Origin of the sequence: Pseudomonas urethralis (assembly GCF_021602465.1) — a bacterium.
Taxonomy (GTDB): Bacteria; Pseudomonadota; Gammaproteobacteria; order Pseudomonadales; family Pseudomonadaceae; genus Aquipseudomonas; species Aquipseudomonas vlassakiae.
Genome location: NZ_BQIJ01000032.1, coordinates 1 through 21962 on the forward strand (window position 1 = coordinate 1; position 21962 = coordinate 21962).

A 21962-nucleotide genomic window follows, 5' to 3' on the forward strand; every position below is an offset into this window, starting at 1 on the left:
ACTCAGTAGTGAAACGATGCATCGCCGATGGTAGTGTGGGGTTTCCCCATGTGAGAGTAGGTCATCGTCAAGATTCATTTCGCAAAACCCCTATCTGCGCACGCAGGTAGGGGTTTTGTCTTTCTGGATCATTCCCGGGCCGTGCCAGGCATTAGTCGTCTCCCACATTTCGAGCTGGGAACACTAGAATAGAGCCGACGTACCTATTCAGAATCTCGAGATGTCCGATCCCGTCGAAACCCAAGCCTTAGAGCAGCTGCCGCTGGACGAACTGGTCGCCTGTCACGAGTGCGACCTGCTGATGCGCAAGCCGGTGCTGCAGCATGGCGAAAAAGCCCAATGCCCGCGTTGTGGCTACGAGCTGTACGCCCATAGGCACAATGTGGTCAACCGCAGTCTGGCGTTGGTGCTGACGGCCTTGCTGCTGTTCATACCGGCCAACTTCCTGCCAATCATGCAGTTGCACCTGCTTGGCCAGACTTCGGACGATACCGTCTGGAGTGGTGTGCTGGGCCTTTACAACTCGGAGATGCGCGGCGTTGCCGTGGTGGTGTTCCTTTGTAGCATGGCCATTCCGCTGCTCAAGCTGCTGTGCCAGCTGGCCGTGTTGTTGAGCATTCGCCTCAATGTGGGGCGTGATTACGGGCTGGTGTTCTACCGCTTTTATCACCACCTGCGAGACTGGGGCATGCTCGAGGTCTACTTCATGGGCGTGCTGGTGGCGATCGTCAAGCTCGTGGACCTGGCCGAACTGACCATTGGCCTTGGCCTGTTCTGTTTCATCAGCCTGTTGCTGGTCCAGGTCTGGCTCGAAGTGGTGATGTCGCCACATCAGATCTGGAGTGCTTTGTCGGGGGAGGATCTCCATGCGGGCGATTGATGCAGGCATCCTGGTCTGCAATGAATGTCATGAGCTGAACCGGCAGGATAACCAGAGCGATTCGCAGACCTGCTCGCGCTGCGGTGCCGTGGTGCACGCGCGGCGCCCCAACAGCATCATCCGTACCTGGGCCCTGCTGATCACGGCCTCGATCCTGTACATCCCGGCCAACCTGCTGCCGATCATGACGGTCAAGTCCTTGGGGCAGGGTAGTGGCGATACGATCATGTCCGGTGTCATCACCCTGCTCAAGCACGGCATGGTGCCCATCGCTGCCGTGGTGTTCATCGCCAGCATTCTGGTGCCTACCTTCAAGCTGGTGGGCATCGCGCTGTTGCTGTATTCGGTCCAGCGCCGCCAGCCGCTGTCGGCAAGGCAACGGATCCTGATGTACCGCTTCATCGAATTCATAGGGCGCTGGTCCATGCTGGACATCTTCGTCATTGCCATTCTGGTGGCAGTGGTGAATTTCGGTCGTATTGCCAGTGTCGAAGCCAACCTGGGCGCTGTCGCCTTCGCAACTGTGGTGATCCTCACGATGCTTGCTGCTTTAACTTTCGATCCCCGACTGATCTGGGATAACACGGAGTCGGATGACGACCATGAGTGACATGCCAACGGCTAAAACCCGCCCTGCCTCGAACTGGTCGGCGATCTGGATCCTGCCGCTGATCGCGCTGATGATTGGTGGCTGGCTGGCCTGGCAGGCCTACCGCGATGCTGGCGTGGAGATCGAGGTGCGTTTCGAGACTGGCGAAGGCATCGTCGCCAACAAGACCGAGGTCATTTACAAGGGCATGTCCGTCGGCAAGGTCACGAAACTTGTGCTGGATGCGAAGGGCGAGAACCAGGGGGTGATCGCCACCATCGAGATGAACAAGGCGGCCGAGCCGCACCTGACCAAGGGCACGCGGTTCTGGCTGGTCAAGCCAAGTGTCAGCCTGGCCGGTATCTCGGGCCTGGAAACACTGGTATCCGGCAACTATATCGCTGTCAGCCCGGGGGAGGGCGAACGGACCAAGCGCTTTACCGCACTGAAGGTCGCGCCACCGCTGTCCGACAGCGAGCCCGGCCTGCACCTGACCCTCAAGGCCGAGCGCCTGGGTTCGCTCAATCGGGACAGCCCGGTGTTCTACAAGCAGATCCAGGTTGGCCGGGTGAAAAGCTATCGCCTGTCTGACGACCAGAGCACGGTCGAGGTCAAGGTCTTCATCGAGCCGGCCTACGCCAGCCTGGTGCGCAAGCACACGCGTTTCTGGAATGCCAGCGGCATCAGCATCGATGCCGATCTGTCGGGGGTTAAAGTGCGCAGTGAGTCGCTGTCGAGCATCGTCGCCGGCGGCATCGCCTTCGCCACGCCGGAATACCGCAAGGACAGCCCGCCGACTGACCCGAGCCTGCCATTCCGCTTGTATGAAGACTTCGACGCGGCCCAGGCGGGTATCCGCGTCAAGGTGAAGCTGAGCGACTATGAAGGCCTCCAGGCCGGACGTACGCCGGTCATGTACAAGGGTATCCAGGTCGGCTCGCTGAAAACCCTGAAGATGGAAGACAACCTGTCCAGCGCCACTGCCGAGCTGACGCTGGACCCGCTGACGGAGGACTATCTGGTCGAAGGTACGCAGTTCTGGGTGGTCAAGCCGTCCATTTCCCTGGCTGGCATCACCGGCCTGGAAGCGTTGGTCAAAGGTAACTACATCGCCATCCGCCCCGGCGAGAAGGGCGCCAAGCCGCAGCGCGAATTCGAGGCCAGGGCCAAGGCGCCGCCGCTGGACCTGAAGGCCCCAGGCCTGCACCTGGTGCTGTTCGCCGACACCCTGGGTTCGCTCGAGATCGGCAGCCCGGTGATGTATCGCCAAGTCAAGGTGGGCAGCGTGCAGAGCTACCAGTTTGCCCGCAACAGCAACCGTATCCTGATTGGTGTGCACATCGAGAAGGAGTACGAAAACCTGGTGAACGGCTCGTCGCGCTTCTGGAACGTCAGCGGTATCACCCTGACGGGCGGACTGTCTGGCATCAAGATCAAGAGTGAGTCGTTGCAGACGCTCATGGCGGGTGGTATCGCCTTCGATACGCCAACCCCCAATGTTGCGCTTAAGCGCCGCATTCCGCGCTTCCGTCTGCTGGAGAGCCAGGAGGCGGTAAACCGCACCGGCACCCTGGTGACTATTCGCGTAGATCGGGCCGATGGCCTCAAGCCAGGTACGCCAATTCGCTTCCGTGGCCTGGATGTCGGCAGTGTCGAAAGCGTGGACCTGACCAAGGACTTGCAAGCTGTTGTACTGCGGGCGCGCATCACTGAAGCGGCGGATCGCATTGCCCGGGCAGGCACGCAGTTCTGGGTGGTCAAGCCGGAGCTTGGGCTGGTGCGTACCGAGAACCTCGATACCTTGATTGGCGGCCAGTACATCGAAGTGCAGCCAGCGGTGAAGGACAAGGGGCCGCAGCGTGATTTCATAGCGCTGGGCGAGGCGCCTGAAGTTGCAGGGGAGGAAGTCGGCCTGCCGTTGACCTTGAGCGCGCCGCGCCGTGGTTCGATCAAGCCGGGCGTGCCGGTCACCTATCGCGAGGTGGCGGTGGGCAAGGTCACTGGGTTCGAGCTGGGCCAGACTGCGGACCGTGTGTTGATCCACATTCTGATCGAGCCGCGCTACGCCGCACTGGTGCGCAGTGGTAGCCGGTTCTGGAACAGCAGCGGCTTCGGCTTTGACTGGGGCTTGTTCAAGGGCGCCACGGTGCGTACCGAGTCGCTGCAGACACTCATCGATGGCGGCATTGCCTTTGCCACGCCTGAGGGCGAGCAGATGGGTAACCCGGCCCGGCCGCAGCAGACCTTCGCCTTGTTCGACCAGCCAGAGGACGCCTGGCTGCAGTGGGCGCCGAAGATCCAGATCGCGAAGTAAGCCAGCGCCAGGGGAGCGGGCAAGCCCGCTCCCGCAATGGCTGGACATGGCCTGAATCGCACGCATAAAAAAACCGGCCCTGGGGCCGGTTTTTTCGACTAGAACGTCGCTTAGGCAGCTGCAGCTTCTTTCAGTGCCTTGATGTGGCCATTCAGACGGCCTTTGTGGCGAGCAGCTTTGTTCTTGTGGATGATGCCTTTATCGGCCATACGGTCGATTACAGGCACAGCCAGAACGTAAGCGGCTTGCGCTTTTTCGGCGTCTTTTGCGTCGATGGCTTTGACTACATTCTTGATGTAGGTGCGGACCATGGAACGCAGGCTGGCGTTGTGGCTGCGACGCTTCTCAGCCTGTTTTGCACGTTTCTTGGCGGAAGGTGTGTTGGCCACCGTCGAGCTCCTCGAAAGACTTTAGGTAAATAGCAAACAAAATAGGCCGCGAATCATGCCGATGAGTCGACCGGATGTCAAGGCCACCTGCAGGGTTCCGCCGAGTGGTGCAGCAACAGGCGGGAAATATTCCTTTCTGCCGTGCTACCTGTAAACTCGGGAATTTTTGGCTCCCCTGCGAAGGCGCGGGAGTATCGCACATTCGGACGCTGTCTGGCAGCGCCCTCTGTCCCTGGCGTGAATCTTTTCGATGAATCTGCTCAAATCCCTCGCTGCAGTCAGCTCCATCACCATGATTTCGCGGGTGCTGGGCTTCGTGCGCGACACCATCCTGGCCCGTGTCTTTGGTGCCGGTATCGCCACCGACGCCTTCTTCATCGCCTTCAAGCTGCCTAACCTGCTAAGGCGGATTTTTGCCGAAGGGGCATTCTCCCAGGCGTTCGTGCCGATTCTGGCCGAATACAAGACCCAACAGGGTGAGGAGGCGACGCGGACCTTCATCGCCTACGTCAGCGGCCTGCTGACCCTGGTGCTGGCACTGGTCACGGCGGTCGGCATCTTCGCTGCACCCTGGGTGGTCTGGGCCACGGCCCCGGGTTTCGTCGACAGCCCCGAGAAGTACGCGCTGACCACGGACCTGTTGCGGGTGACGTTCCCTTATATATTGCTGATCTCGCTGTCGTCGCTGGCCGGTGCGATCCTCAACACCTGGAACCGCTTTTCCGTTCCGGCGTTCACCCCGACCTTGCTGAACGTGGCGATGATCATCTTTGCCGTGTTGCTCACGCCTTACTTCAACCCGCCGATCATGGCCCTGGCCTGGGGCGTGCTGGCCGGAGGCCTGGCACAGTTGCTGTACCAGCTGCCGGCGCTGAAGAAGATCGGCATGCTCGTGCTGCCGCGCCTCAACCTGCGCGACGCTGGCGTGTGGCGGGTGCTCAAGCAGATGCTGCCGGCGATCCTCGGGGTTTCGGTGAGCCAGATCTCGCTGATCATCAACACGATCTTCGCTTCCTTCCTGGTGGCCGGCTCGGTGTCATGGATGTATTACGCCGATCGCCTCATGGAACTGCCTTCGGGCGTGCTGGGCGTGGCCTTGGGCACCATCCTGCTGCCGACCCTGGCCAAGACCTACGCCAACAAGGACCGCGAGGAGTATTCGCGGATCATGGACTGGGGCCTGCGCCTGTGCTTTCTTCTGGTGCTGCCGTGCACCCTGGCCCTGGCGATCCTGGCCGAACCGCTGACCGTGGCGCTGTTCCAGTATGGCAAGTTCACCGCCACCGACGCGGCCATGACCCAGCGCGCACTGATCGCCTATTCGGTCGGCCTGCTGGCGATCATTCTGGTCAAGGTACTGGCACCGGGCTTCTATGCGCAGCAGAATATTCGCACGCCGGTGAAGATCGCCATCTTCACCCTGGTCTGCACCCAGCTGTTCAACCTGGCACTCATCGGCCCGCTGCAGCACGCCGGCCTGGCCCTGGCGATCAGCCTGGGCGCCTGCCTGAATGCGGGCCTGCTGTTCTGGAAGCTGCGCAGCCAGCAGTTGTTCCAGCCGCAACCGGGCTGGGCGCTGTTCCTGTTCAAGCTGGTGCTGGCAGTCACCCTCATGGCAGCGGTGTTGCTGTTGGGCATGCATTACCTGCCGGCCTGGGAACAGGGCAACATGCTCGAGCGGTTCCTGCGCCTGGGCGCGCTGATCGCGGCGGGTGTGCTGACCTATTTCGGTTGCCTGTACCTGTGTGGTTTCCGGCCTCGGCATTTCGCCCGCAAGGCCCTGCATTGAGGTAGATGGCGGGTCACGCGTCGGTTTTTCACATTCCACGCCACCCCTTGGCGCTGCTGCCTGTCACCAGCGCCCGGGTGTGGTTATAATCGGCCACTTTATGAGCAAGAAGCGCGTTATGCAGCTGGTTCGAGGTCTTCACAACCTGCGCCCCGAGCACCGGGGCTGTGTCGCCACCATTGGCAACTTCGACGGGGTTCACCGCGGCCACCAGGCGATCCTGGCGCGCCTGCGCGAGCGCGGCCAGGCGCTGGGCCTGCCGACTTGCGTGGTGATCTTCGAGCCGCAGCCGCGCGAGTACTTCGCCCCGGACACCGCACCCGCCCGCCTGGCGCGCTTGCGCGACAAGGTCGAGCTGCTGGCCGACGAAGGCATCGACCGGGTGCTGTGCCTGGCGTTCAATCAACGTCTGAGCAAGCTCAGCGCCGATGCGTTCGTCAAGGCTATCCTGGTCGACGGCCTGGGTGTGCGCCACCTCGAAGTAGGCGACGACTTCCGCTTCGGCTGTGATCGTGCCGGTGATTTCGCCTTCCTGGTCGCTGCCGGCGAGCAGTACGGGTTTACCGTCGAAGCCGCCAACACGGTGATTCAGGACGGCCTGCGGGTCAGCAGCACCGAAGTACGCAAGGCGCTGTCCGCGGGCAACTTCGAGCTGGCCGAGCACCTGCTGGGCCGCCCATACCGTATTAGCGGCCGTGTGCTGCATGGCCAGAAGCTGGCTCGCCAGCTGGGCACGCCAACCGCCAACATCCAGCTCAAACGCCGCCGCGTGCCGCTGTCCGGGGTCTACCTGGCCAGTATCGAAATCGACGGCAAGGCCTGGCCGGGTGTAGGCAACATCGGCGTGCGCCCCACGGTGGCCGGTGACGGCCGCCCGCACCTCGAGATTCATCTACTGGATTATGCCGGCGATCTGTATGGCCGGCGCCTGACGGTGGAATTCCACCACAAGCTGCGTGAAGAGCAGCGATTCGCCTCCCTGGAGGCGCTGAAGTCGGCGATCGATGCGGATATCGCCGCCGCACGTGCACATTGGCACGCTCAACCGCTAACGAAGAGCCTGAAATGACCGACTACAAAGCCACGCTAAACCTTCCGGACACCGCCTTCCCCATGAAGGCCGGCCTGCCTCAGCGCGAACCGCAGATCCTGCAGCGCTGGGACAGCATTGGCCTGTACCAGAAGCTGCGCGAAATTGGCAAGGATCGTCCAAAGTTCGTCCTGCACGACGGCCCGCCCTATGCCAACGGCAAGATTCACATCGGTCATGCGCTGAACAAGATCCTCAAGGACATGATCGTCCGCTCCAAGACCCTGTCCGGCTTCGATGCGCCGTATGTGCCGGGTTGGGACTGCCATGGCCTGCCGATCGAACACAAGGTCGAGGTCACCCACGGCAAGCACCTGACTGCCGACCGTACCCGCGAGCTGTGCCGCGAGTACGCCGCCGAGCAGATCGAAGGGCAAAAGGCCGAGTTCATCCGCCTGGGCGTGCTGGGTGACTGGGACAACCCGTACAAGACCATGAACTTCGTCAACGAGGCCGGTGAAATCCGCGCCCTGGCTGAAATGGTCAAGCAAGGCTTCGTGTTCAAGGGCCTCAAGCCCGTGAACTGGTGCTTCGACTGCGGTTCGGCCCTGGCTGAAGCCGAAGTCGAATACGCCGACAAGAAGTCCCAGACCATCGACGTGGCCTTCCCGGTCGCCGACGAGGCCAAGCTGGCTGCCGCCTTCGGCCTGGCGTCGCTGGCCAAGCCAGCCGCCATCGTGATCTGGACCACCACCCCCTGGACCATCCCGGCCAACCAGGCGCTGAACATCCACCCGGAGTTCAAGTACGCCCTGGTCGACACCGGCGAGCGCCTGCTGGTGCTGGCCGAAGAGCTGGTCGAGTCGTGCCTCAAGCGCTACAACCTGGAAGGCTCGGTGATCGCCACCGCGCAGGGCTCGGCACTGGAACTGATCAACTTCCGCCACCCGTTCTATGACCGCCTGTCGCCAATCTACCTGGCTGACTACGTCGAGCTGGGTGCCGGCACCGGCGTGGTTCACTCCTCGCCAGCCTACGGTGAAGACGACTTCGTCACCTGCAAGCGCTACGGCATGGTCAACGACGACATCCTCACTCCGGTGCAGAGCAATGGCGTGTACGTCGAATCGCTGCCGTTCTTCGGCGGCCAGTTCATCTGGAAGGCCAATCCGGCGATCGTCGACAAGCTGAGCGAAGTCGGCGCGCTGATGCACACCGAAACCATCAGCCACAGCTACATGCACTGCTGGCGCCACAAGACTCCGCTGATCTACCGCGCCACTGCACAGTGGTTCGTCGGCATGGACAAGCAGCCAACCACTGGCGAGCCACTGCGCGAGCGTGCGCTGAAAGCCATCGAAGACACCAAGTTCGTCCCGGCCTGGGGCCAGGCGCGCCTGCACTCGATGATCGCCAACCGCCCGGACTGGTGCATTTCGCGTCAGCGCAACTGGGGCGTACCGATCCCGTTCTTCCTGCACAAGCAGACCGGCGAGCTGCACCCACGCACCGTCGAGCTGATGGAAGCGGTAGCCAAGCGCGTCGAGCAAGAGGGCATCGAAGCCTGGTTCAAGCTCGATGCCGCCGAACTGCTGGGTGACGAAGCCGGCCAGTACGACAAGATCTCCGACACCCTGGACGTCTGGTTCGACTCCGGTACCACCCACTGGCACGTGCTGCGTGGTTCCCACGACATCGGCCACGCCACCGGCCCGCGCGCCGATCTGTACCTGGAAGGTTCCGACCAGCATCGCGGCTGGTTCCACTCGTCGTTGCTGACCGGTTGCGCCATCGACGGCCACGCGCCGTACCGCGAGCTGCTGACCCACGGTTTCACCGTGGACGAAAGCGGCCGCAAGATGTCCAAGTCGCTGGGCAACACCATCGAACCGGAGAAGGTCAACAACACCCTGGGTGCTGACATCCTGCGCCTGTGGGTTTCGGCGACCGACTACTCGGGCGAGATGGCGGTTTCCGAGCAGATCCTGCAGCGCAGCGCCGATGCCTACCGCCGTATCCGCAACACCGCGCGCTTCCTGCTCTCCAACCTGTCTGGCTTCGACCCGGCCCGTGACCTGCTGAAGCCGGAAGAAATGATCGCCCTGGACCGCTGGGCGGTGGACCGCACCCTGCTGCTGCAGCGCGAGCTGGAAGAGCACTACGGCGAATACCGCTTCTGGAACGTCTATTCGAAGATCCACAACTTCTGCGTACAGGAGCTGGGCGGCTTCTACCTCGACATCATCAAGGACCGCCAATACACCACCGGCGCCAACAGTATCGCCCGCCGTTCCTGCCAGACCGCGCTGTTCCACATCAGCGAGGCACTGGTGCGCTGGATCGCGCCGATCCTGGCGTTCACTGCCGATGAAATCTGGCAGTACCTGCCGGGCGAGCGCAACGAGTCGGTGATGCTCAATGGCTGGTACCAGGGCCTGAGCGAGCTGCCGGAAGGCACCGAGCTGGACCGCGCTTACTGGGACCGTGTGATGGCTGTCAAGGCCGCGGTCAACAAGGAGCTGGAAAACCAGCGTACCGCCAAGGTCATCGGCGGCAACCTGCAGGCCGAAGTCACCCTGTTCGCCGAGGAAGGCCTGAGCGCCGACCTGAGCAAGCTGGGCGACGAACTGCGCTTCGTGCTGATCACTTCCGTCGCCAGCGTAGTGCCGTTCGCCCAGGCGCCGGCCGAAGCCGTGGCCACCGAAGTCGAAGGCCTCAAGCTGCAGGTGGTCAAGTCGGGTCACGCCAAGTGCGGCCGTTGCTGGCACTTCCGCGCCGACGTCGGCAGCCACCCGGAGCACCCGGAAATCTGTGGCCGTTGCGTCGACAACCTGACCGGCTCGGGTGAGGTGCGCCACTATGCCTAACCCTGCAGCAGGGCGCTTCGGGCGCCTTGCATGGCTGTGGCTGAGCTTGCTGGTCCTGGTCCTCGACCAGGCCACCAAGCTGTACTTCAACAACGCCCTGACCATGTACCAGCAGATCGTCGTCATCCCGGACTACTTCAGCTGGACCCTGGCCTACAACACCGGTGCCGCCTTCAGCTTCCTCGCCGATGGCGCTGGCTGGCAGCGCTGGCTGTTCGCCCTGATCGCCGTGGTGGTCAGTGCGGTGCTGGTGGTATGGCTCAAGCGCCTGGGGCGCGGCGAGACCTGGCTGGCGGTGGCGCTGGCCTTGGTACTGGGCGGTGCGATCGGCAACCTGTACGACCGCATCGTGCTCGGCCATGTGGTCGACTTCATCCTGGTGCACTGGCAGAACCGCCATTACTTCCCGGCCTTCAACCTGGCCGACAGCGCCATCACCGTTGGTGCGGTGATGCTGGCGCTGGATATGTTCAAGAGCAAGAAGTCCGAGGATCCGGTCCATGACTGACACCCGTATCGGCCAGAACACCGAAGTCACCCTGCACTTCGCGCTGCACCTGGAAAACGGCGACACCGTCGACAGCACCTTCGACAAGGCCCCGGCCACCTTCAAGGTCGGTGACGGCAACCTGCTGCCAGGCTTCGAGAATGCCCTGTTCGGCTTCAAGGCGGGTGACAAGCGGACCGTGGTGGTAGCCCCGGAGAACGCCTTCGGCCAGCCCAACCCACAGAACGTGCAAGTCATGCCGCGGTCCCAGTTCGAGGGCATGGAGTTGTCCGAAGGGCTGCTGATCATCTTCAACGATGCCGCCAACACCGAGCTGCCGGGTGTGGTCAAAGCGTTCGATGACAATCAGGTGACCATCGATTTCAATCACCCACTGGCCGGCAAGACCTTGACCTTCGAGGTGGAGATCCTCGAGGTCAAGGCCCTGTAAGCCTGGAGCCGAGCATGCAAATCAAACTCGCCAACCCGCGCGGTTTCTGCGCGGGGGTCGACCGGGCGATCGAAATCGTCAACCGTGCGCTGGAAGTCTTCGGCCCGCCGATCTATGTGCGTCACGAAGTGGTGCATAACAAGTTCGTGGTAGAAGACCTGCGCAATCGTGGGGCCATCTTCGTTGAAGAGCTGGACCAGGTGCCGGACGACGTCATCGTCATCTTCAGCGCCCACGGCGTGTCCCAGGCCGTGCGCCAGGAAGCCGCCGGCCGTGGCCTGAAGGTGTTCGACGCGACCTGCCCGCTGGTCACCAAGGTGCACATCGAAGTGGCCAAGTACAGCCGCGATGGTCGTGAGTGCATTCTCATCGGCCACGAGGGGCACCCGGAAGTCGAAGGCACCATGGGGCAATACGATGCCAGCAACGGCGGCGCCATCTACCTCGTCGAAGACGAAGACGATGTTGCCCAGCTGCAGGTGAGAGACCCGGACCACCTGGCCTTCGTCACCCAGACCACGCTGTCGATGGACGACACCAGCCGCGTCATCGATGCCCTGCGCGCACGCTTCCCGAACATCGGCGGCCCGCGCAAGGACGACATCTGCTACGCCACGCAAAACCGCCAGGATGCCGTCAAGCAGCTGGCCAGCGAAAGTGATGTGCTGCTGGTGGTGGGCAGCCCCAACAGCTCCAACTCCAACCGCCTGCGCGAGCTGGCCGAGCGTATGGGCACCCCGGCCTACCTGATCGATGGCGCCGAGGACATGCAGCGTGCCTGGTTTGAAAAGGCACAACGGGTGGGCATCACTGCCGGTGCTTCAGCCCCCGAAGTGTTGGTGCAAGGTGTGATCGAACAGCTCAAGGCCTGGGGCGCTACTGGCGCCGAAGAGCTGGACGGCCGGCCGGAGAACATCACGTTCTCCATGCCCAAGGAGCTGCGGGTTCGCTCGCTGATCTGAGTCAGCGGCCTGCGCACAAGGGGTTGGCTACCTTGACTGTGCGCAGGTCGACCCTGCCTTCGCTGGATATCACTACTTGGTACTTGTTGCTCGCCGGGGAACTCTCACACACTTCCAGCGTGGCGCCCAATTGCCCCACTGGCATTCCCAGCGCACTGAATTTCACCTGTCCCCTGGTGTTTTCGATGATCCGCATCGAACGCGTCAGCCGGTGTTCGCGTAGCGTTTGTTGATTGTGCTCCAACTGCACAAGCCAGCCCTTGCCCCAATCATTTTCCAACGGTCGCACAATCACCGGCTGGCTTTGCAGCAAGGCATGGCTGCGCGCGCTGCGCAGCGCCTGGGCCAGGTCTCGCGCTGCCGCAGCTCTGTGTAGGTCATTGCTCAGCCTGGCGTAGGCCGGCATGCCGAGTTGTGTCAGCAAGGCGGCGATGACCAGTGCAAACATCATTTGTATCAGTGTTACACCACGTTGCCTCACCGTGCATTCCTCCCTGGAAGTGCTTGGCTATAGCTTCACGGTCGTTGGACATGAGGTCCAGTCGACCTAGTTCAAGGCAATTGCGGGAAAAGTCGCAGGAGGTGCAGGGATGCCCAACAAACAGTGGGGGATGACGCTGATCGAGGTGTTGCTCGCGGTGCTTGTGGTGGCCGTTGGCATGTTCGCCGCGGCAGGTTTGCAACTTAAAGCATTGCAGGCAACGGACAGTGCTCGCCGTGATGCGCAGGCGGTGCTGGCGCAGTACAGCGAACAAGAGCGAAGCCCCCGATGAGCTGCCGGCAGCGCGGTTTCGGTTTGCTCGAAGTGACGCTGGCCCTGGCAATCGGGCTGATGGTGGTCGTGGCAGCCGGTCAGCTGTTGGTCTCCGCCCACCAGAGCTGGCGCCTGCAGGGGGCAGCGCTGCGCTTACAGGATGATGCCCGCCTGGCGTTGCTGCGCATGGCTCAGGATATCCGCATGGCCGGAATGTTCGGCTGCTTGCGGCTGGAACCGGCCGATTTTCAGGACCCGGCTGCACGGCAAGCCTTCAACCAACCCGTGGAAGTCGGCACGGCCAGCCTTGGCTTGGTCGTCGCGGAACTCTCAGGGCATGTCGGCTTGCCGGACTGGACGATACTTACCGACTGTATCGAGAAGGTGCGCGTACACAGCAAGCGCCCCGAGAACCCATTGAAGCTCATGGCAATCCCGGTCAGTCACCATCGCTACCTGCTGGATGGCACCACCTTGAAGCTAGAGCGTCACAACAAAAATCCACAGCCCATGGTCGATCATGTGCGTGAGTGGCGGATAGAGCGAGTCGAGTCTTCGGAAGGGCAACGCATAGACATGCAACTGACGTTGTATGAGCCGACCTTGATGCTCGAGCAGCGCCATGAGATGAGCGTGGCACTGCGCAACCCGGTGCCCATGCCATGAACCGCCAACGTGGCATCGTGCTGCTGCTGGCGCTGGTACTCAGCCTTCTGCTGGGCTTGCTCGCGGCTTCAGCCCTGCGCGATGCGTTGGTCGAAACGCGCCTGACCGGTGCCATGCGCGACGGCCTGCTGGCATTCACGCAGGCGCAAGCCATGTTGCAGGCCGGCGTTGATGAACTGCAGCAGGCGCAACCGGTGTCATGCAAGGGCTGCCCGCCACCACCCCGTCCCCATGACCTGCACGGTCAGTGGCAGCGTGGCAAACACGGCTATTTCCTGTTGCAGAACCTGGGTGAAACCGCCCGAGCTGCGCACATGCCCGAGGGCGAACGGTTCACCTTGTACCGGATAACAGCCGTCAGCGAGCAATTGGCAGCCCGTCAGGTCCTGGAGGCCGTCTACGCCCTTCCAACCGCTCAACCACAAGCCCCGCAGCGCATCCTCTGGCGGCAGAGACTGAGGGAGGACTGACATGCAGCAAGGTATCACCCTGATCGAATTGTTGATTGTCTTGGCCGTGACCGGCATTCTGGCAGCCATTGCCTACCCCAGTTACAGCGACCAGCTCAGGCGAGCCGCACGCAGCGAAGTGGTTGGCCTGCTGCATGACGCCGCCTTGCGCCTGGAGCGCCACCGCGTGCGCACCGGCCAGTACGCCGAGGGCGACCCGCAATTGCCCGCCGCCAACCGTCATTACCGCCTGCAGGCCCGACGCGACAGCGACACCTTCACGCTGACCGCCCGCCGGCTGCCCGATGGTCTGATGGCCGATGATCGCTGTGGCGACTTCCAGCTTGACCAGGCCGGTGTGCAGAGCAATCCGGGTGCCGCTGAAGTCAGCGAGCGTTGTTGGGGAAGCTGAAGGTTGAATGGTGCCCAGGCATCGCGGAATTACTTCAGGTGTTGGATCGACAGATGAGCAAGCAAGTAGTGGTGGTCGGCGGCGGGGTGATCGGCCTGCTGACCGCGTTCAACCTGGCGGCAAAGGTCGGCCAGGTGGTGGTGTGTGACCAGGGCGAGGTGGGCCGCGAGTCTTCCTGGGCTGGCGGCGGTATCGTTTCGCCGCTGTACCCATGGCGCTACAGCCCGGCGGTAACGGCCCTGGCCCATTGGTCGCAGGATTTTTATCCACAGCTGGGCGAACGCCTGTTCGCCAGCACCGGGCTCGATCCAGAGGTGCACACCACTGGGCTGTACTGGCTCGATCTGGACGACGAAGCCGAGGCGCTGGCCTGGGCCGAGCGCGAACGGCGGCCACTCAGCGCTGTGGATATCTCTGCCGCCTACGATGCGGTACCGGTGCTTGGTTCAGGCTTCAAGCACGCGATCTTCATGGCCGGTGTAGCCAACGTGCGCAACCCGCGGCTGGTGAAGTCGCTCAAGGCGGCGTTGCTGGCACTGCCAAACGTGACCTTGCGCGAACACTGCCAGGTCAGCGGCTTCGTGCATGAAAGCGGGCGCGTGGCTGGCGTACAGACGGCTGACGGTGTGCTCAAGGCGGATGAAGTGGTGCTCAGCGCTGGCGCCTGGAGTGGCGACCTGTTGCGCACCCTGGGGCTCGAGCTGCCGGTCGAGCCGGTAAAAGGCCAGATGATCCTGTTCAAGTGCGCCGAAGACTTTTTGCCGAGCATGGTGCTGGCCAAGGGGCGCTACGCGATCCCGCGTCGTGACGGGCACATCCTGGTGGGCAGCACGCTGGAGCATGCCGGCTACGACAAGACCCCGACCGAGGACGCGCTGGCCAGCCTCAGGGCTTCAGCCATTGAACTGCTGCCAGAACTCAAGGATGCGACGGTGGTGGGGCACTGGGCCGGGCTGCGGCCGGGTTCGCCTGAAGGCATCCCCTACATCGGGCCGGTGCCTGGGCATGATGGGTTGTGGTTGAACTGCGGACATTACCGCAACGGGCTGGTGCTGGCGCCGGCTTCGTGTCAGCTGTTTACTGACCTGCTGACCGGGGGCGAGCCGATCATTGATCCGGCGCCGTATGCGCCGGCGGGGCGTTTTAGCTGAGAACCCTGCAGCGACATCACCCGCGAACACCGGCTGGTCTACCTCTTCGAAGGGGCCAGATGACAATCCTGCAGTGCCGGTATCACTACGACGATTGATCTGCACCGCCTTCGCATCGATGGGGTGAGGACTCAGCCCTGTCGGCCAGGCCCTTGCTGCAGGTGCGCCTGGCTGCAATACCAGTCATTACCTTGCTGCAGCGCCCGGTCGTCGGGCAGGTGCACGCCGCAGTGGGCGCAGCGCACCATCTTCAATGGTGCATCGAGCTTGGGCTCGGAGTGCGACTGCTGATTGACTTTGAACTTGCGCCACAGCCAGAACGCGGCGGCGATCAGGGCGATCCAGAAAAGTAGGCGAACCATGGTGTCCAGCTTGTTGGTTGTAAAAGCCAACAGTCTAGGGTGCGGCCATAAAAAAAGGGAGGCCTCGGGCCTCCCTTTCTCATAGCGCCTGGATCAGTCGAACAGACCAAAGGTCATGTAGCTGAACCACGAGCGGTCTTTTTCAGCTTCCTTCGGACCTGCTGGCACGATCGGGTCGCCGTTCTCGTCCTTTGGCAGCAGTTCTTGCGGCATCTCGTCGCGTGCGTCCTGGAACTGCTTGACCACGTCCTGGTTGGCGCGGGTTTCACCCGGCGGCAGCGGGGTGTCGGTCTCGATCAGGCCCAGGGTGGCCTTGGACAGCCAGCCGCGGCCGTCAGACTCGGTCTGCTTGGGCTGGAACTGGCCATCGACCAGGCTCGGGTGGTCGGGGTAGTTGAGCTTGAGGGTTTCCAGGCTGGTGGCCGCCAGGTCGTCCAGGTGCATCTTCTGGTACGACTCGACCATGATCGCCAGGCCGTCGCCGACCGATGGCGTTTCCTGGAAGTTCTCGACCACGTAGCGGCCACGGTTGGCAGCGGCCACGTAAGCCTGGCGGCTCAGGTAGTAGTCGGCCACGTGGATTTCGTAGGAAGCCAGCAGGTTGCGCAGGTAGATCATGCGCTGCTTGGCGTCCGGCGAGTAGCGGCTGTTGGGGAAGCGGCTGGTCAGCTGGGCGAACTCGTTGTACGAGTCGCGGGCGGCACCCGGGTCACGCTTGGTCATGTCCAGAGGCAGGAAGCGCGCCAGCAGGCCGCGGTCCTGGTCGAACGAGGTCAGGCCCTTGAGGTAGTAGGCGTAGTCGACGTTCGGGTGCTGCGGGTGCAGGCGGATGAAGCGCTCGGCGGCCGATTTGGCAGCCTCAGGCTCGGAGTTCTTGTAGTTGGCGTAGATCAGCTCGAGCTGCGCCTGGTCGGCGTAGCGGCCGAACGGATAGCGCGACTCCAAGGCCTTGAGCTTGTTCACGGCGCTGGTATAGCTGGAGTTGTCCAGGTCAGCCTGAGCCTGTTGATAGAGCTCGGCCTCACTGAGGTTCTCGTCAATGACTTCCTTATTGGAGGAACAGGCCGCGGTGAGCCCGAGGATGGCGATCAGCAGCAGGTGTTTCACTTGCATGGCGGCTTGCGTCCCTTTGACGGCCGCTGTCTTGGGCGGTGCCGTCCTGTTATGATGAGCGCCCCGGCCAACCCCGGGACAAAAGAAGCCGTATTTAACCACAAGCTCGCAGCCGAAACCAAAGGCTGTGCGCCCGCCGAATCGAGCATGTCCGAGATCATTCAACTTAGCGCAGAGGTCCCGTCCGAACTGGGCGGCCAACGCCTCGACCAGGTCGCCGCCCAATTGTTCGCCGAGTATTCGCGTTCGCGGCTTACTTCGTGGATCAAAGAAGGCCGCCTGACGGTCGATGGCGCCGTCGTGCGCCCTCGGGACCCGGTCCACGGTGGTTCGCAACTTATCCTGGAGGCCGAGCAAGAGGCCCAGGGTGAGTGGATCGCAGAAGATATCGAACTCGATATCGTCTACGAAGACGACCATATCATGGTGATCAACAAGCCTGCCGGGCTGGTCGTGCACCCGGCTGCCGGGCATGCCAGTGGTACCTTGCTCAACGCGCTGCTGCACCATGTGCCGGACATCGTCAACGTGCCGCGCGCCGGTATCGTTCACCGCCTGGACAAAGACACCACGGGTCTGATGGTGGTAGCCAAGACCTTGCAGGCGCAGACCAAGCTGGTCGAACAGATGCAAGCGCGTAAAGTCAGCCGCATCTACGAGTGCATCGTGATTGGTGTAGTGACCGCTGGCGGCAAGATCGATGCGCCGATCGGTCGCCACGGCGGCATGCGCCAGCGTATGGCGGTAACCGACGGCGGCAAGCCGGCGGTCAGCCACTATCGTGTGCTCAAGCGCTTCCGCTCGCACACCCATGTGCGCGTGAAGCTGGAAACCGGCCGTACCCACCAGATTCGCGTGCACATGGCCCATGTCGGCTTCCCGCTGGTCGGTGACCAGACCTACGGCGGGCGCTTCCGCATTCCGCCAGCTGCCAGCCCAACCATGGTCGAGGCGGTGAAGACCTTCCCACGTCAGGCCCTGCATGCGCGTTTCCTCGCGTTGGCCCACCCGATTACCGGTGAAATCATGAAGTGGGAGTCGCCGCTGCCGGACGACTTCGTCTGGTTGTTGTCGCTGCTCAACCAGGACCGCGAGAGCTTCATCGGATGAGCGGCCTGACGCAGTCGCTGTTGTTTCCCGACTGGCCAGCCCCGGCCTCGGTTCGTGCCTGCGTCACTACCCGCGAGGGCGGCATCAGCCTGCCGCCCTACGAATCCTTCAATCTCGGCGATCACGTGGGCGATGACCCGGTCGCGGTTGCCGAGAACCGCCGTCGCCTGAGTGACACCTTCACTATCCGGCCAGCCTGGCTCAAGCAGGTGCATGGCCAAGTGGTGGCGGATGCCGACCCGGCCGTGGTGGCCGAAGCCGATGCCAGCTGGACTGACCAGCCAGGTATCGCCTGCACCGTGATGACGGCCGATTGCCTGCCGGCGCTGTTCTGTGATCGCGCCGGTACTCGGGTGGCGGCAGCCCATGCTGGCTGGCGCGGGCTGGCGGGCGGCGTGCTTGAGGCGACCCTCGATCGCCTGGCCGTGGCGCCTGAAGAGGTGCTGGTGTGGCTCGGGCCGGCCATCGGCCCCAAGGCTTTCGAAGTGGGGCTGGAGGTGCGCGATGCCTTTACCACCGTGCATCCTGAAGCGGCCAGGGCCTTCGTCGACGGCGAACGGCCGGGCAAGTTGCTGGCCGACATTTACGAGCTGGCGCGCATTCGCCTGGCGGCGCGTGGGGTGACGGCTGTTTATGGCGGTGGTTACTGCACGGTCAGTGATGGCCGCTTCTTCTCCTATCGCCGTACCCCGCAAGGGGGGCGTTTCGCTTCGCTGGTCTGGCTGGACCCGCGCTAGCCTGTACTGGCCTCTCGCGGATAAATCCGCTCCTACAGGGAACGCGAAACCTGTAGGAGCGGATTCAAGCGTTAATCCAACAGGTTGATCAAGGTCAACCCCGCTACGCTTGAATCTTCCAGAATCACCCTTATCTATAAGGTCATCTCAGGCAGGTTTCTTCATAAACAGGCGCTGTCCATCGCTCCGACCTGCCCTTTAAAGGAAGGTACACCATGCGAATAGACCGTTTGACCAGCAAGCTCCAGCTTGCGATATCCGATGCCCAATCCCTGGCCGTTGGCATGGACCACCCTGCCATCGAGCCCGTGCACCTGTTGCAGGCCTTGCTCGAACAGCAGGGCGGTTCGATCAAGCCGCTGCTGATGCAGGTCGGCTTCGACATCAACAGCCTGCGCCAGGCGTTGGTGAAAGAACTCGACCAACTGCCGAAAATCCAGAACCCCACGGGCGACGTCAACATGTCGCAGGACTTGGCGCGCCTGCTCAACCAGGCCGACCGCCTGGCCCAGCAAAAGGGCGATCAGTTCATCTCCAGTGAACTGGTGCTGCTTGCCGCCATGGACGAAAACAGCAAGCTCGGCAAGTTGCTGCTCGGCCAGGGCGTGAGCAAGAAGGCCCTGGAAAACGCCATCAACAACCTGCGCGGCGGAGCGGCGGTGAATGACGCCAACGCCGAGGAGTCGCGCCAGGCCCTGGACAAGTACACCGTCGACCTGACCAAGCGCGCCGAGGAGGGCAAGCTGGACCCGGTGATCGGCCGTGACGATGAAATCCGCCGGACGGTGCAGGTGCTGCAGCGCCGGACCAAGAACAACCCGGTGCTGATCGGTGAGCCTGGCGTGGGTAAAACCGCCATCGCCGAAGGCCTGGCCCAGCGCATCATCAACGGCGAAGTGCCCGATGGCCTGAAAGGCAAGCGCCTGCTGGCGCTGGACATGGGCGCGCTGATCGCCGGTGCCAAGTACCGTGGCGAGTTCGAAGAGCGCCTCAAAGGCCTGCTCAACGAACTGTCCAAGCAGGAAGGCCAGATCATCCTGTTCATCGACGAACTGCACACCATGGTCGGCGCCGGCAAGGGCGAGGGCGCCATGGACGCTGGCAACATGCTCAAGCCGGCCCTGGCCCGTGGCGAACTGCACTGCGTTGGCGCCACCACGCTCAACGAGTACCGCCAGTTCATCGAGAAGGACGCGGCGCTGGAGCGGCGCTTCCAGAAGGTGCTGGTGGAAGAGCCGAGCGAGGAAGACACCATCGCCATCCTGCGTGGCCTGAAAGAGCGTTATGAAGTGCACCACAAGGTGGCCATCACCGACGGCGCGATCATTGCCGCGGCCAAGCTCAGCCACCGCTACATCACCGACCGCCAGTTGCCAGACAAGGCCATCGACCTGATCGACGAAGCGGCCAGCCGCATCCGTATGGAAATCGACTCCAAGCCGGAAGTGCTCGACCGCCTCGACCGTCGCCTGATCCAGCTGAAGGTGGAGTCCCAGGCGCTGAAGAAGGAAGAAGACGAGGCGGCCAAGAAGCGCCTTGAGAAGCTGACCGAGGAAATCGAGCGGCTGGAGCGGGAGTATTCCGACCTGGAAGAGATCTGGGCGTCGGAGAAAGCCGAGGTTCAGGGCTCGGCGCAGATCCAGCAAAAGATCGAGCAGGCCCGTCAGGAACTGGAAACCGCCCGTCGTAAAGGCGACCTGAGCCGTATGGCCGAGCTGCAATACGGGGTGATCCCCGACCTGGAGCGCAGCCTGCAGATGGTCGACCAGCACGGCAAGACCGAGAACCAGTTGCTGCGCAACAAGGTCACCGAGGAAGAAATTGCCGAAGTGGTGTCCAAGTGGACCGGCATCCCGGTGGCGAAGATGCTCGAAGGCGAGCGCGAGAAGCTGCTGAAGATGGAAGAGCTGCTGCACCAGCGGGTGATCGGCCAGGGCGAGGCGGTGACCGCGGTTGCCAACGCCGTGCGCCGTTCGCGTGCCGGGCTGTCCGACCCGAACCGACCCAGTGGTTCGTTCATGTTCCTCGGCCCGACCGGTGTGGGCAAGACCGAACTGTGCAAGGCGCTGGCCGAGTTCCTGTTCGACACCGAAGAGGCCATGGTGCGCATCGACATGTCCGAGTTCATGGAGAAACACTCCGTGGCTCGCCTGATCGGCGCTCCGCCAGGCTATGTCGGTTATGAAGAGGGCGGTTACCTGACTGAGGCCGTGCGCCGCAAGCCGTATTCGGTGGTGCTGCTGGATGAGGTGGAAAAGGCGCACCCGGATGTGTTCAACGTGCTGCTGCAAGTGCTGGAAGACGGACGCCTGACTGACAGCCATGGCCGCACCGTGGACTTCCGCAACACGGTGATCGTGATGACCTCCAACCTGGGCTCGGCACAGATTCAGGAGCTGGTGGGGGACCGCGAGGCGCAGCGTGCGGCGGTGATGGACGCGGTGGGTTCGCACTTCCGTCCGGAGTTCATCAACCGGATCGACGAAGTGGTGGTGTTCGAGCCACTGGGCCGCGAGCAGATCGCCGGTATCACCGAGATCCAGCTTGGCCGCCTGCGCAGCCGCCTGCTCGAACGCGAGCTGTCGCTGAGCCTGAGCCCGGAGGCCCTGGACAAGCTGATCGCCGTGGGTTACGACCCGGTGTATGGCGCACGGCCGCTGAAGCGGGCGATCCAGCGCTGGATCGAGAACCCGCTGGCGCAGCTGATCCTGGCAGGCAAGTTCATGCCGGGCACGGCGATTACCGCCAAGGTGGAAGGCGACGAAATCGTCTTTGCCTGATCACTGCTGCAAATGAGCCCCGCATCTGCGGGGCTTTTTTTTCAATTTATCTGGGTCGGCCTCTTCCCAGGCCTGCCCGCGCCCACAAGGACTGCACGGGTCTCAGGGCTTGTGGCGACCCTGTGGGAAGCGGGTTCACCCGCGAAGAGGCCGTACAGGCCCAGCAAATTCGGGGCTTTCCGGGCTTTCAGGCTAACCTGCTGAAATTTTTGAAATTTCTGCTTGCATCAACAAACGAGTGCCCCTAATATACGCCGCGTTGTCAGGCACTAAGCGAATCACCAGCAACATCGGTGACCGCAAAACAACTTACAAATCAGTAAGTTGAATGAAAAAAAGTGGTTGACAAGCAAAACGAAGAATGTAGAATAGCCGGCCTCAGCAGCTGCAACGCGAAAGCGAAGAAGCGCAAGAGTCCGAAGCTAACACAGGCTTCGAGGTTGTAAAGATGTGCCGAAGTTCAGTTCCGCGATAGCTCAGTCGGTAGAGCAAATGACTGTTAATCATTGGGTCCCTGGTTCGAGTCCAGGTCGCGGAGCCAATCTCGGGGTGTAGCGCAGTCCGGTAGCGCGCCTGCTTTGGGAGCAGGATGTCAGGAGTTCGAATCCCCTCACCCCGACCATTTTCAGGGTCGTTAGCTCAGTTGGTAGAGCAGTTGGCTTTTAACCAA

Annotated in this window: 21 protein-coding genes and 2 tRNA genes; 19 read left to right on the plus strand and 4 right to left on the minus strand. The window is 62.5% G+C overall.

Annotated features, from left to right (window positions below; genetic code table 11):
- The first annotated feature begins 220 nt into the window (after positions 1-220).
- From L6D64_RS27415 to L6D64_RS27425, 3 genes are read left to right on the plus strand one after another with little or no spacing between them, the layout of a single operon-like run.
- Positions 221-880, plus strand: a complete 660-nt coding sequence (locus tag L6D64_RS27415; RefSeq protein WP_176510266.1) for a paraquat-inducible protein A — start codon at positions 221-223, stop codon at positions 878-880.
- Complete coding sequence (locus L6D64_RS27420; RefSeq protein WP_176510267.1) at positions 867-1490, plus strand: paraquat-inducible protein A; 624 nt, start codon at positions 867-869, stop codon at positions 1488-1490. The genes L6D64_RS27415 and L6D64_RS27420 overlap by 14 nt, the downstream gene beginning before the upstream one ends.
- Entirely contained in the window at positions 1483-3783 is a 2301-nt protein-coding gene (locus L6D64_RS27425) for a PqiB family protein (protein WP_176510268.1), read from the plus strand. The genes L6D64_RS27420 and L6D64_RS27425 overlap by 8 nt, the downstream gene beginning before the upstream one ends.
- 110 nt (positions 3784-3893) lie before the next feature.
- On the opposite strand, the gene rpsT is transcribed toward L6D64_RS27425, so the two are convergent.
- The gene (rpsT, locus tag L6D64_RS27430) at positions 3894-4172 is read right to left on the minus strand and encodes a 30S ribosomal protein S20 (protein ID WP_003247625.1); all 279 of its coding nucleotides are present in this window, start codon (positions 4170-4172) and stop codon (positions 3894-3896) included.
- Positions 4173-4422: 250 nt separating this feature from the next.
- Between rpsT and murJ the strand changes: the two genes are divergently transcribed.
- The 6 genes from murJ to ispH all read left to right on the plus strand — a co-directional run bounded on the left by murJ (position 4423) and on the right by ispH (position 11758).
- Positions 4423-5961 (plus strand): murein biosynthesis integral membrane protein MurJ, encoded by a 1539-nt coding sequence (gene murJ / locus L6D64_RS27435; protein ID WP_176510269.1) that lies wholly within the window; start codon positions 4423-4425, stop codon positions 5959-5961.
- Positions 5962-6079: 118 nt separating this feature from the next.
- Positions 6080-7030 carry a bifunctional riboflavin kinase/FAD synthetase gene (gene ribF / locus L6D64_RS27440; RefSeq protein WP_176510270.1) on the plus strand — a complete coding sequence of 317 codons (951 nt, stop codon included), beginning with the start codon at positions 6080-6082 and terminating at the stop codon, positions 7028-7030.
- Positions 7027-9858, plus strand: coding sequence for an isoleucine--tRNA ligase (gene ileS, locus L6D64_RS27445; RefSeq protein WP_176510271.1), 2832 nt, complete (start codon positions 7027-7029; stop codon positions 9856-9858). The genes ribF and ileS overlap by 4 nt, the downstream gene beginning before the upstream one ends.
- Entirely contained in the window at positions 9851-10366 is a 516-nt protein-coding gene (gene lspA / locus L6D64_RS27450) for a signal peptidase II (RefSeq protein WP_054886101.1), read from the plus strand. Before ileS ends, lspA begins: the two co-directional genes overlap by 8 nt.
- Positions 10359-10796 carry an FKBP-type peptidyl-prolyl cis-trans isomerase gene (gene fkpB, locus L6D64_RS27455; protein ID WP_176510272.1) on the plus strand — a complete coding sequence of 146 codons (438 nt, stop codon included), beginning with the start codon at positions 10359-10361 and terminating at the stop codon, positions 10794-10796. The genes lspA and fkpB overlap by 8 nt, the downstream gene beginning before the upstream one ends.
- A gap of 14 nt (positions 10797-10810) precedes the next feature.
- Positions 10811-11758 carry a 4-hydroxy-3-methylbut-2-enyl diphosphate reductase gene (gene ispH / locus L6D64_RS27460; protein WP_054886103.1) on the plus strand — a complete coding sequence of 316 codons (948 nt, stop codon included), beginning with the start codon at positions 10811-10813 and terminating at the stop codon, positions 11756-11758.
- Position 11759: 1 nt separating this feature from the next.
- Here ispH and L6D64_RS27465 read toward each other — a convergent pair whose 3' ends face one another.
- Positions 11760-12239 carry a GspH/FimT family pseudopilin gene (locus tag L6D64_RS27465; protein WP_176510273.1) on the minus strand — a complete coding sequence of 160 codons (480 nt, stop codon included), beginning with the start codon at positions 12237-12239 and terminating at the stop codon, positions 11760-11762.
- Positions 12240-12348: 109 nt separating this feature from the next.
- Here L6D64_RS27465 and L6D64_RS27470 point away from each other — a divergent pair, with 109 nt between their 5' ends.
- The 5 genes from L6D64_RS27470 to thiO are packed head-to-tail and all read left to right on the plus strand — an operon-like array spanning position 12349 to position 15190.
- Positions 12349-12531, plus strand: a complete 183-nt coding sequence (locus tag L6D64_RS27470) for a prepilin-type N-terminal cleavage/methylation domain-containing protein (protein ID WP_176510274.1) — start codon at positions 12349-12351, stop codon at positions 12529-12531.
- Positions 12528-13178, plus strand: coding sequence for a PilW family protein (locus L6D64_RS27475; RefSeq protein WP_176510275.1), 651 nt, complete (start codon positions 12528-12530; stop codon positions 13176-13178). The genes L6D64_RS27470 and L6D64_RS27475 overlap by 4 nt, the downstream gene beginning before the upstream one ends.
- Positions 13175-13648, plus strand: a complete 474-nt coding sequence (locus tag L6D64_RS27480) for a hypothetical protein (protein WP_176510276.1) — start codon at positions 13175-13177, stop codon at positions 13646-13648. The genes L6D64_RS27475 and L6D64_RS27480 overlap by 4 nt, the downstream gene beginning before the upstream one ends.
- A gap of 1 nt (position 13649) precedes the next feature.
- The gene (locus tag L6D64_RS27485) at positions 13650-14039 is read left to right on the plus strand and encodes a type IV pilin protein (protein ID WP_176510277.1); all 390 of its coding nucleotides are present in this window, start codon (positions 13650-13652) and stop codon (positions 14037-14039) included.
- 53 nt (positions 14040-14092) lie between these two features.
- The gene (gene thiO, locus L6D64_RS27490) at positions 14093-15190 is read left to right on the plus strand and encodes a glycine oxidase ThiO (RefSeq protein WP_176510278.1); all 1098 of its coding nucleotides are present in this window, start codon (positions 14093-14095) and stop codon (positions 15188-15190) included.
- A 131-nt stretch (positions 15191-15321) separates the two neighbouring features.
- Here thiO and L6D64_RS27495 read toward each other — a convergent pair whose 3' ends face one another.
- Both L6D64_RS27495 and L6D64_RS27500 read right to left on the minus strand, forming a co-directional pair.
- The gene (locus tag L6D64_RS27495; protein WP_176510279.1) at positions 15322-15552 is read right to left on the minus strand and encodes a PP0621 family protein; all 231 of its coding nucleotides are present in this window, start codon (positions 15550-15552) and stop codon (positions 15322-15324) included.
- Between the two features lie 93 nt (positions 15553-15645).
- A complete protein-coding gene (locus L6D64_RS27500; protein ID WP_176510280.1) occupies positions 15646-16665 on the minus strand; it encodes an outer membrane protein assembly factor BamD in 1020 nt (339 codons plus the stop codon).
- Between the two features lie 147 nt (positions 16666-16812).
- Here L6D64_RS27500 and rluD point away from each other — a divergent pair, with 147 nt between their 5' ends.
- From rluD to L6D64_RS27525, 5 genes are all read left to right on the plus strand, one after another.
- Entirely contained in the window at positions 16813-17775 is a 963-nt protein-coding gene (rluD, locus tag L6D64_RS27505) for a 23S rRNA pseudouridine(1911/1915/1917) synthase RluD (protein WP_027918228.1), read from the plus strand.
- Positions 17772-18512 carry a peptidoglycan editing factor PgeF gene (pgeF, locus tag L6D64_RS27510; protein WP_176510281.1) on the plus strand — a complete coding sequence of 247 codons (741 nt, stop codon included), beginning with the start codon at positions 17772-17774 and terminating at the stop codon, positions 18510-18512. Before rluD ends, pgeF begins: the two co-directional genes overlap by 4 nt.
- Positions 18513-18727: 215 nt before the next feature.
- Positions 18728-21292, plus strand: coding sequence for an ATP-dependent chaperone ClpB (gene clpB, locus L6D64_RS27515; RefSeq protein WP_176510282.1), 2565 nt, complete (start codon positions 18728-18730; stop codon positions 21290-21292).
- A 465-nt stretch (positions 21293-21757) separates the two neighbouring features.
- Positions 21758-21833: transfer RNA gene (locus L6D64_RS27520), tRNA-Asn, on the plus strand.
- Between the two features lie 4 nt (positions 21834-21837).
- A tRNA-Pro gene (locus tag L6D64_RS27525) sits at positions 21838-21914 on the plus strand.
- The last annotated feature ends 48 nt before the right edge of the window (positions 21915-21962 follow it).

Bases quoted from the DNA above. Each gene is read 5' to 3' on its own strand.
- L6D64_RS27480 (WP_176510276.1), top strand. From the start codon at position 13,175: ATGAACCGCCAACGTGGCATCGTGCTGCTGCTGGCGCTGGTACTCAGC.
- L6D64_RS27420 (WP_176510267.1), top strand. From the start codon at position 867: ATGCGGGCGATTGATGCAGGCATCCTGGTCTGCAATGAATGTCATGAG.
- L6D64_RS27475 (WP_176510275.1), top strand. From the start codon at position 12,528: ATGAGCTGCCGGCAGCGCGGTTTCGGTTTGCTCGAAGTGACGCTGGCC.
- L6D64_RS27500 (WP_176510280.1), bottom strand. From the start codon at position 16,665: ATGCAAGTGAAACACCTGCTGCTGATCGCCATCCTCGGGCTCACCGCG.
- L6D64_RS27415 (WP_176510266.1), top strand. From the start codon at position 221: ATGTCCGATCCCGTCGAAACCCAAGCCTTAGAGCAGCTGCCGCTGGAC.
- lspA (WP_054886101.1), top strand. From the start codon at position 9,851: ATGCCTAACCCTGCAGCAGGGCGCTTCGGGCGCCTTGCATGGCTGTGG.
- pgeF (WP_176510281.1), top strand. From the start codon at position 17,772: ATGAGCGGCCTGACGCAGTCGCTGTTGTTTCCCGACTGGCCAGCCCCG.
- L6D64_RS27495 (WP_176510279.1), bottom strand. From the start codon at position 15,552: ATGGTTCGCCTACTTTTCTGGATCGCCCTGATCGCCGCCGCGTTCTGG.
- rluD (WP_027918228.1), top strand. From the start codon at position 16,813: ATGTCCGAGATCATTCAACTTAGCGCAGAGGTCCCGTCCGAACTGGGC.
- L6D64_RS27470 (WP_176510274.1), top strand. From the start codon at position 12,349: ATGCCCAACAAACAGTGGGGGATGACGCTGATCGAGGTGTTGCTCGCG.
- L6D64_RS27485 (WP_176510277.1), top strand. From the start codon at position 13,650: ATGCAGCAAGGTATCACCCTGATCGAATTGTTGATTGTCTTGGCCGTG.
- clpB (WP_176510282.1), top strand. From the start codon at position 18,728: ATGCGAATAGACCGTTTGACCAGCAAGCTCCAGCTTGCGATATCCGAT.
- ispH (WP_054886103.1), top strand. From the start codon at position 10,811: ATGCAAATCAAACTCGCCAACCCGCGCGGTTTCTGCGCGGGGGTCGAC.
- L6D64_RS27425 (WP_176510268.1), top strand. From the start codon at position 1,483: ATGAGTGACATGCCAACGGCTAAAACCCGCCCTGCCTCGAACTGGTCG.
- fkpB (WP_176510272.1), top strand. From the start codon at position 10,359: ATGACTGACACCCGTATCGGCCAGAACACCGAAGTCACCCTGCACTTC.
- ribF (WP_176510270.1), top strand. From the start codon at position 6,080: ATGCAGCTGGTTCGAGGTCTTCACAACCTGCGCCCCGAGCACCGGGGC.
- ileS (WP_176510271.1), top strand. From the start codon at position 7,027: ATGACCGACTACAAAGCCACGCTAAACCTTCCGGACACCGCCTTCCCC.
- thiO (WP_176510278.1), top strand. From the start codon at position 14,093: ATGAGCAAGCAAGTAGTGGTGGTCGGCGGCGGGGTGATCGGCCTGCTG.
- murJ (WP_176510269.1), top strand. From the start codon at position 4,423: ATGAATCTGCTCAAATCCCTCGCTGCAGTCAGCTCCATCACCATGATT.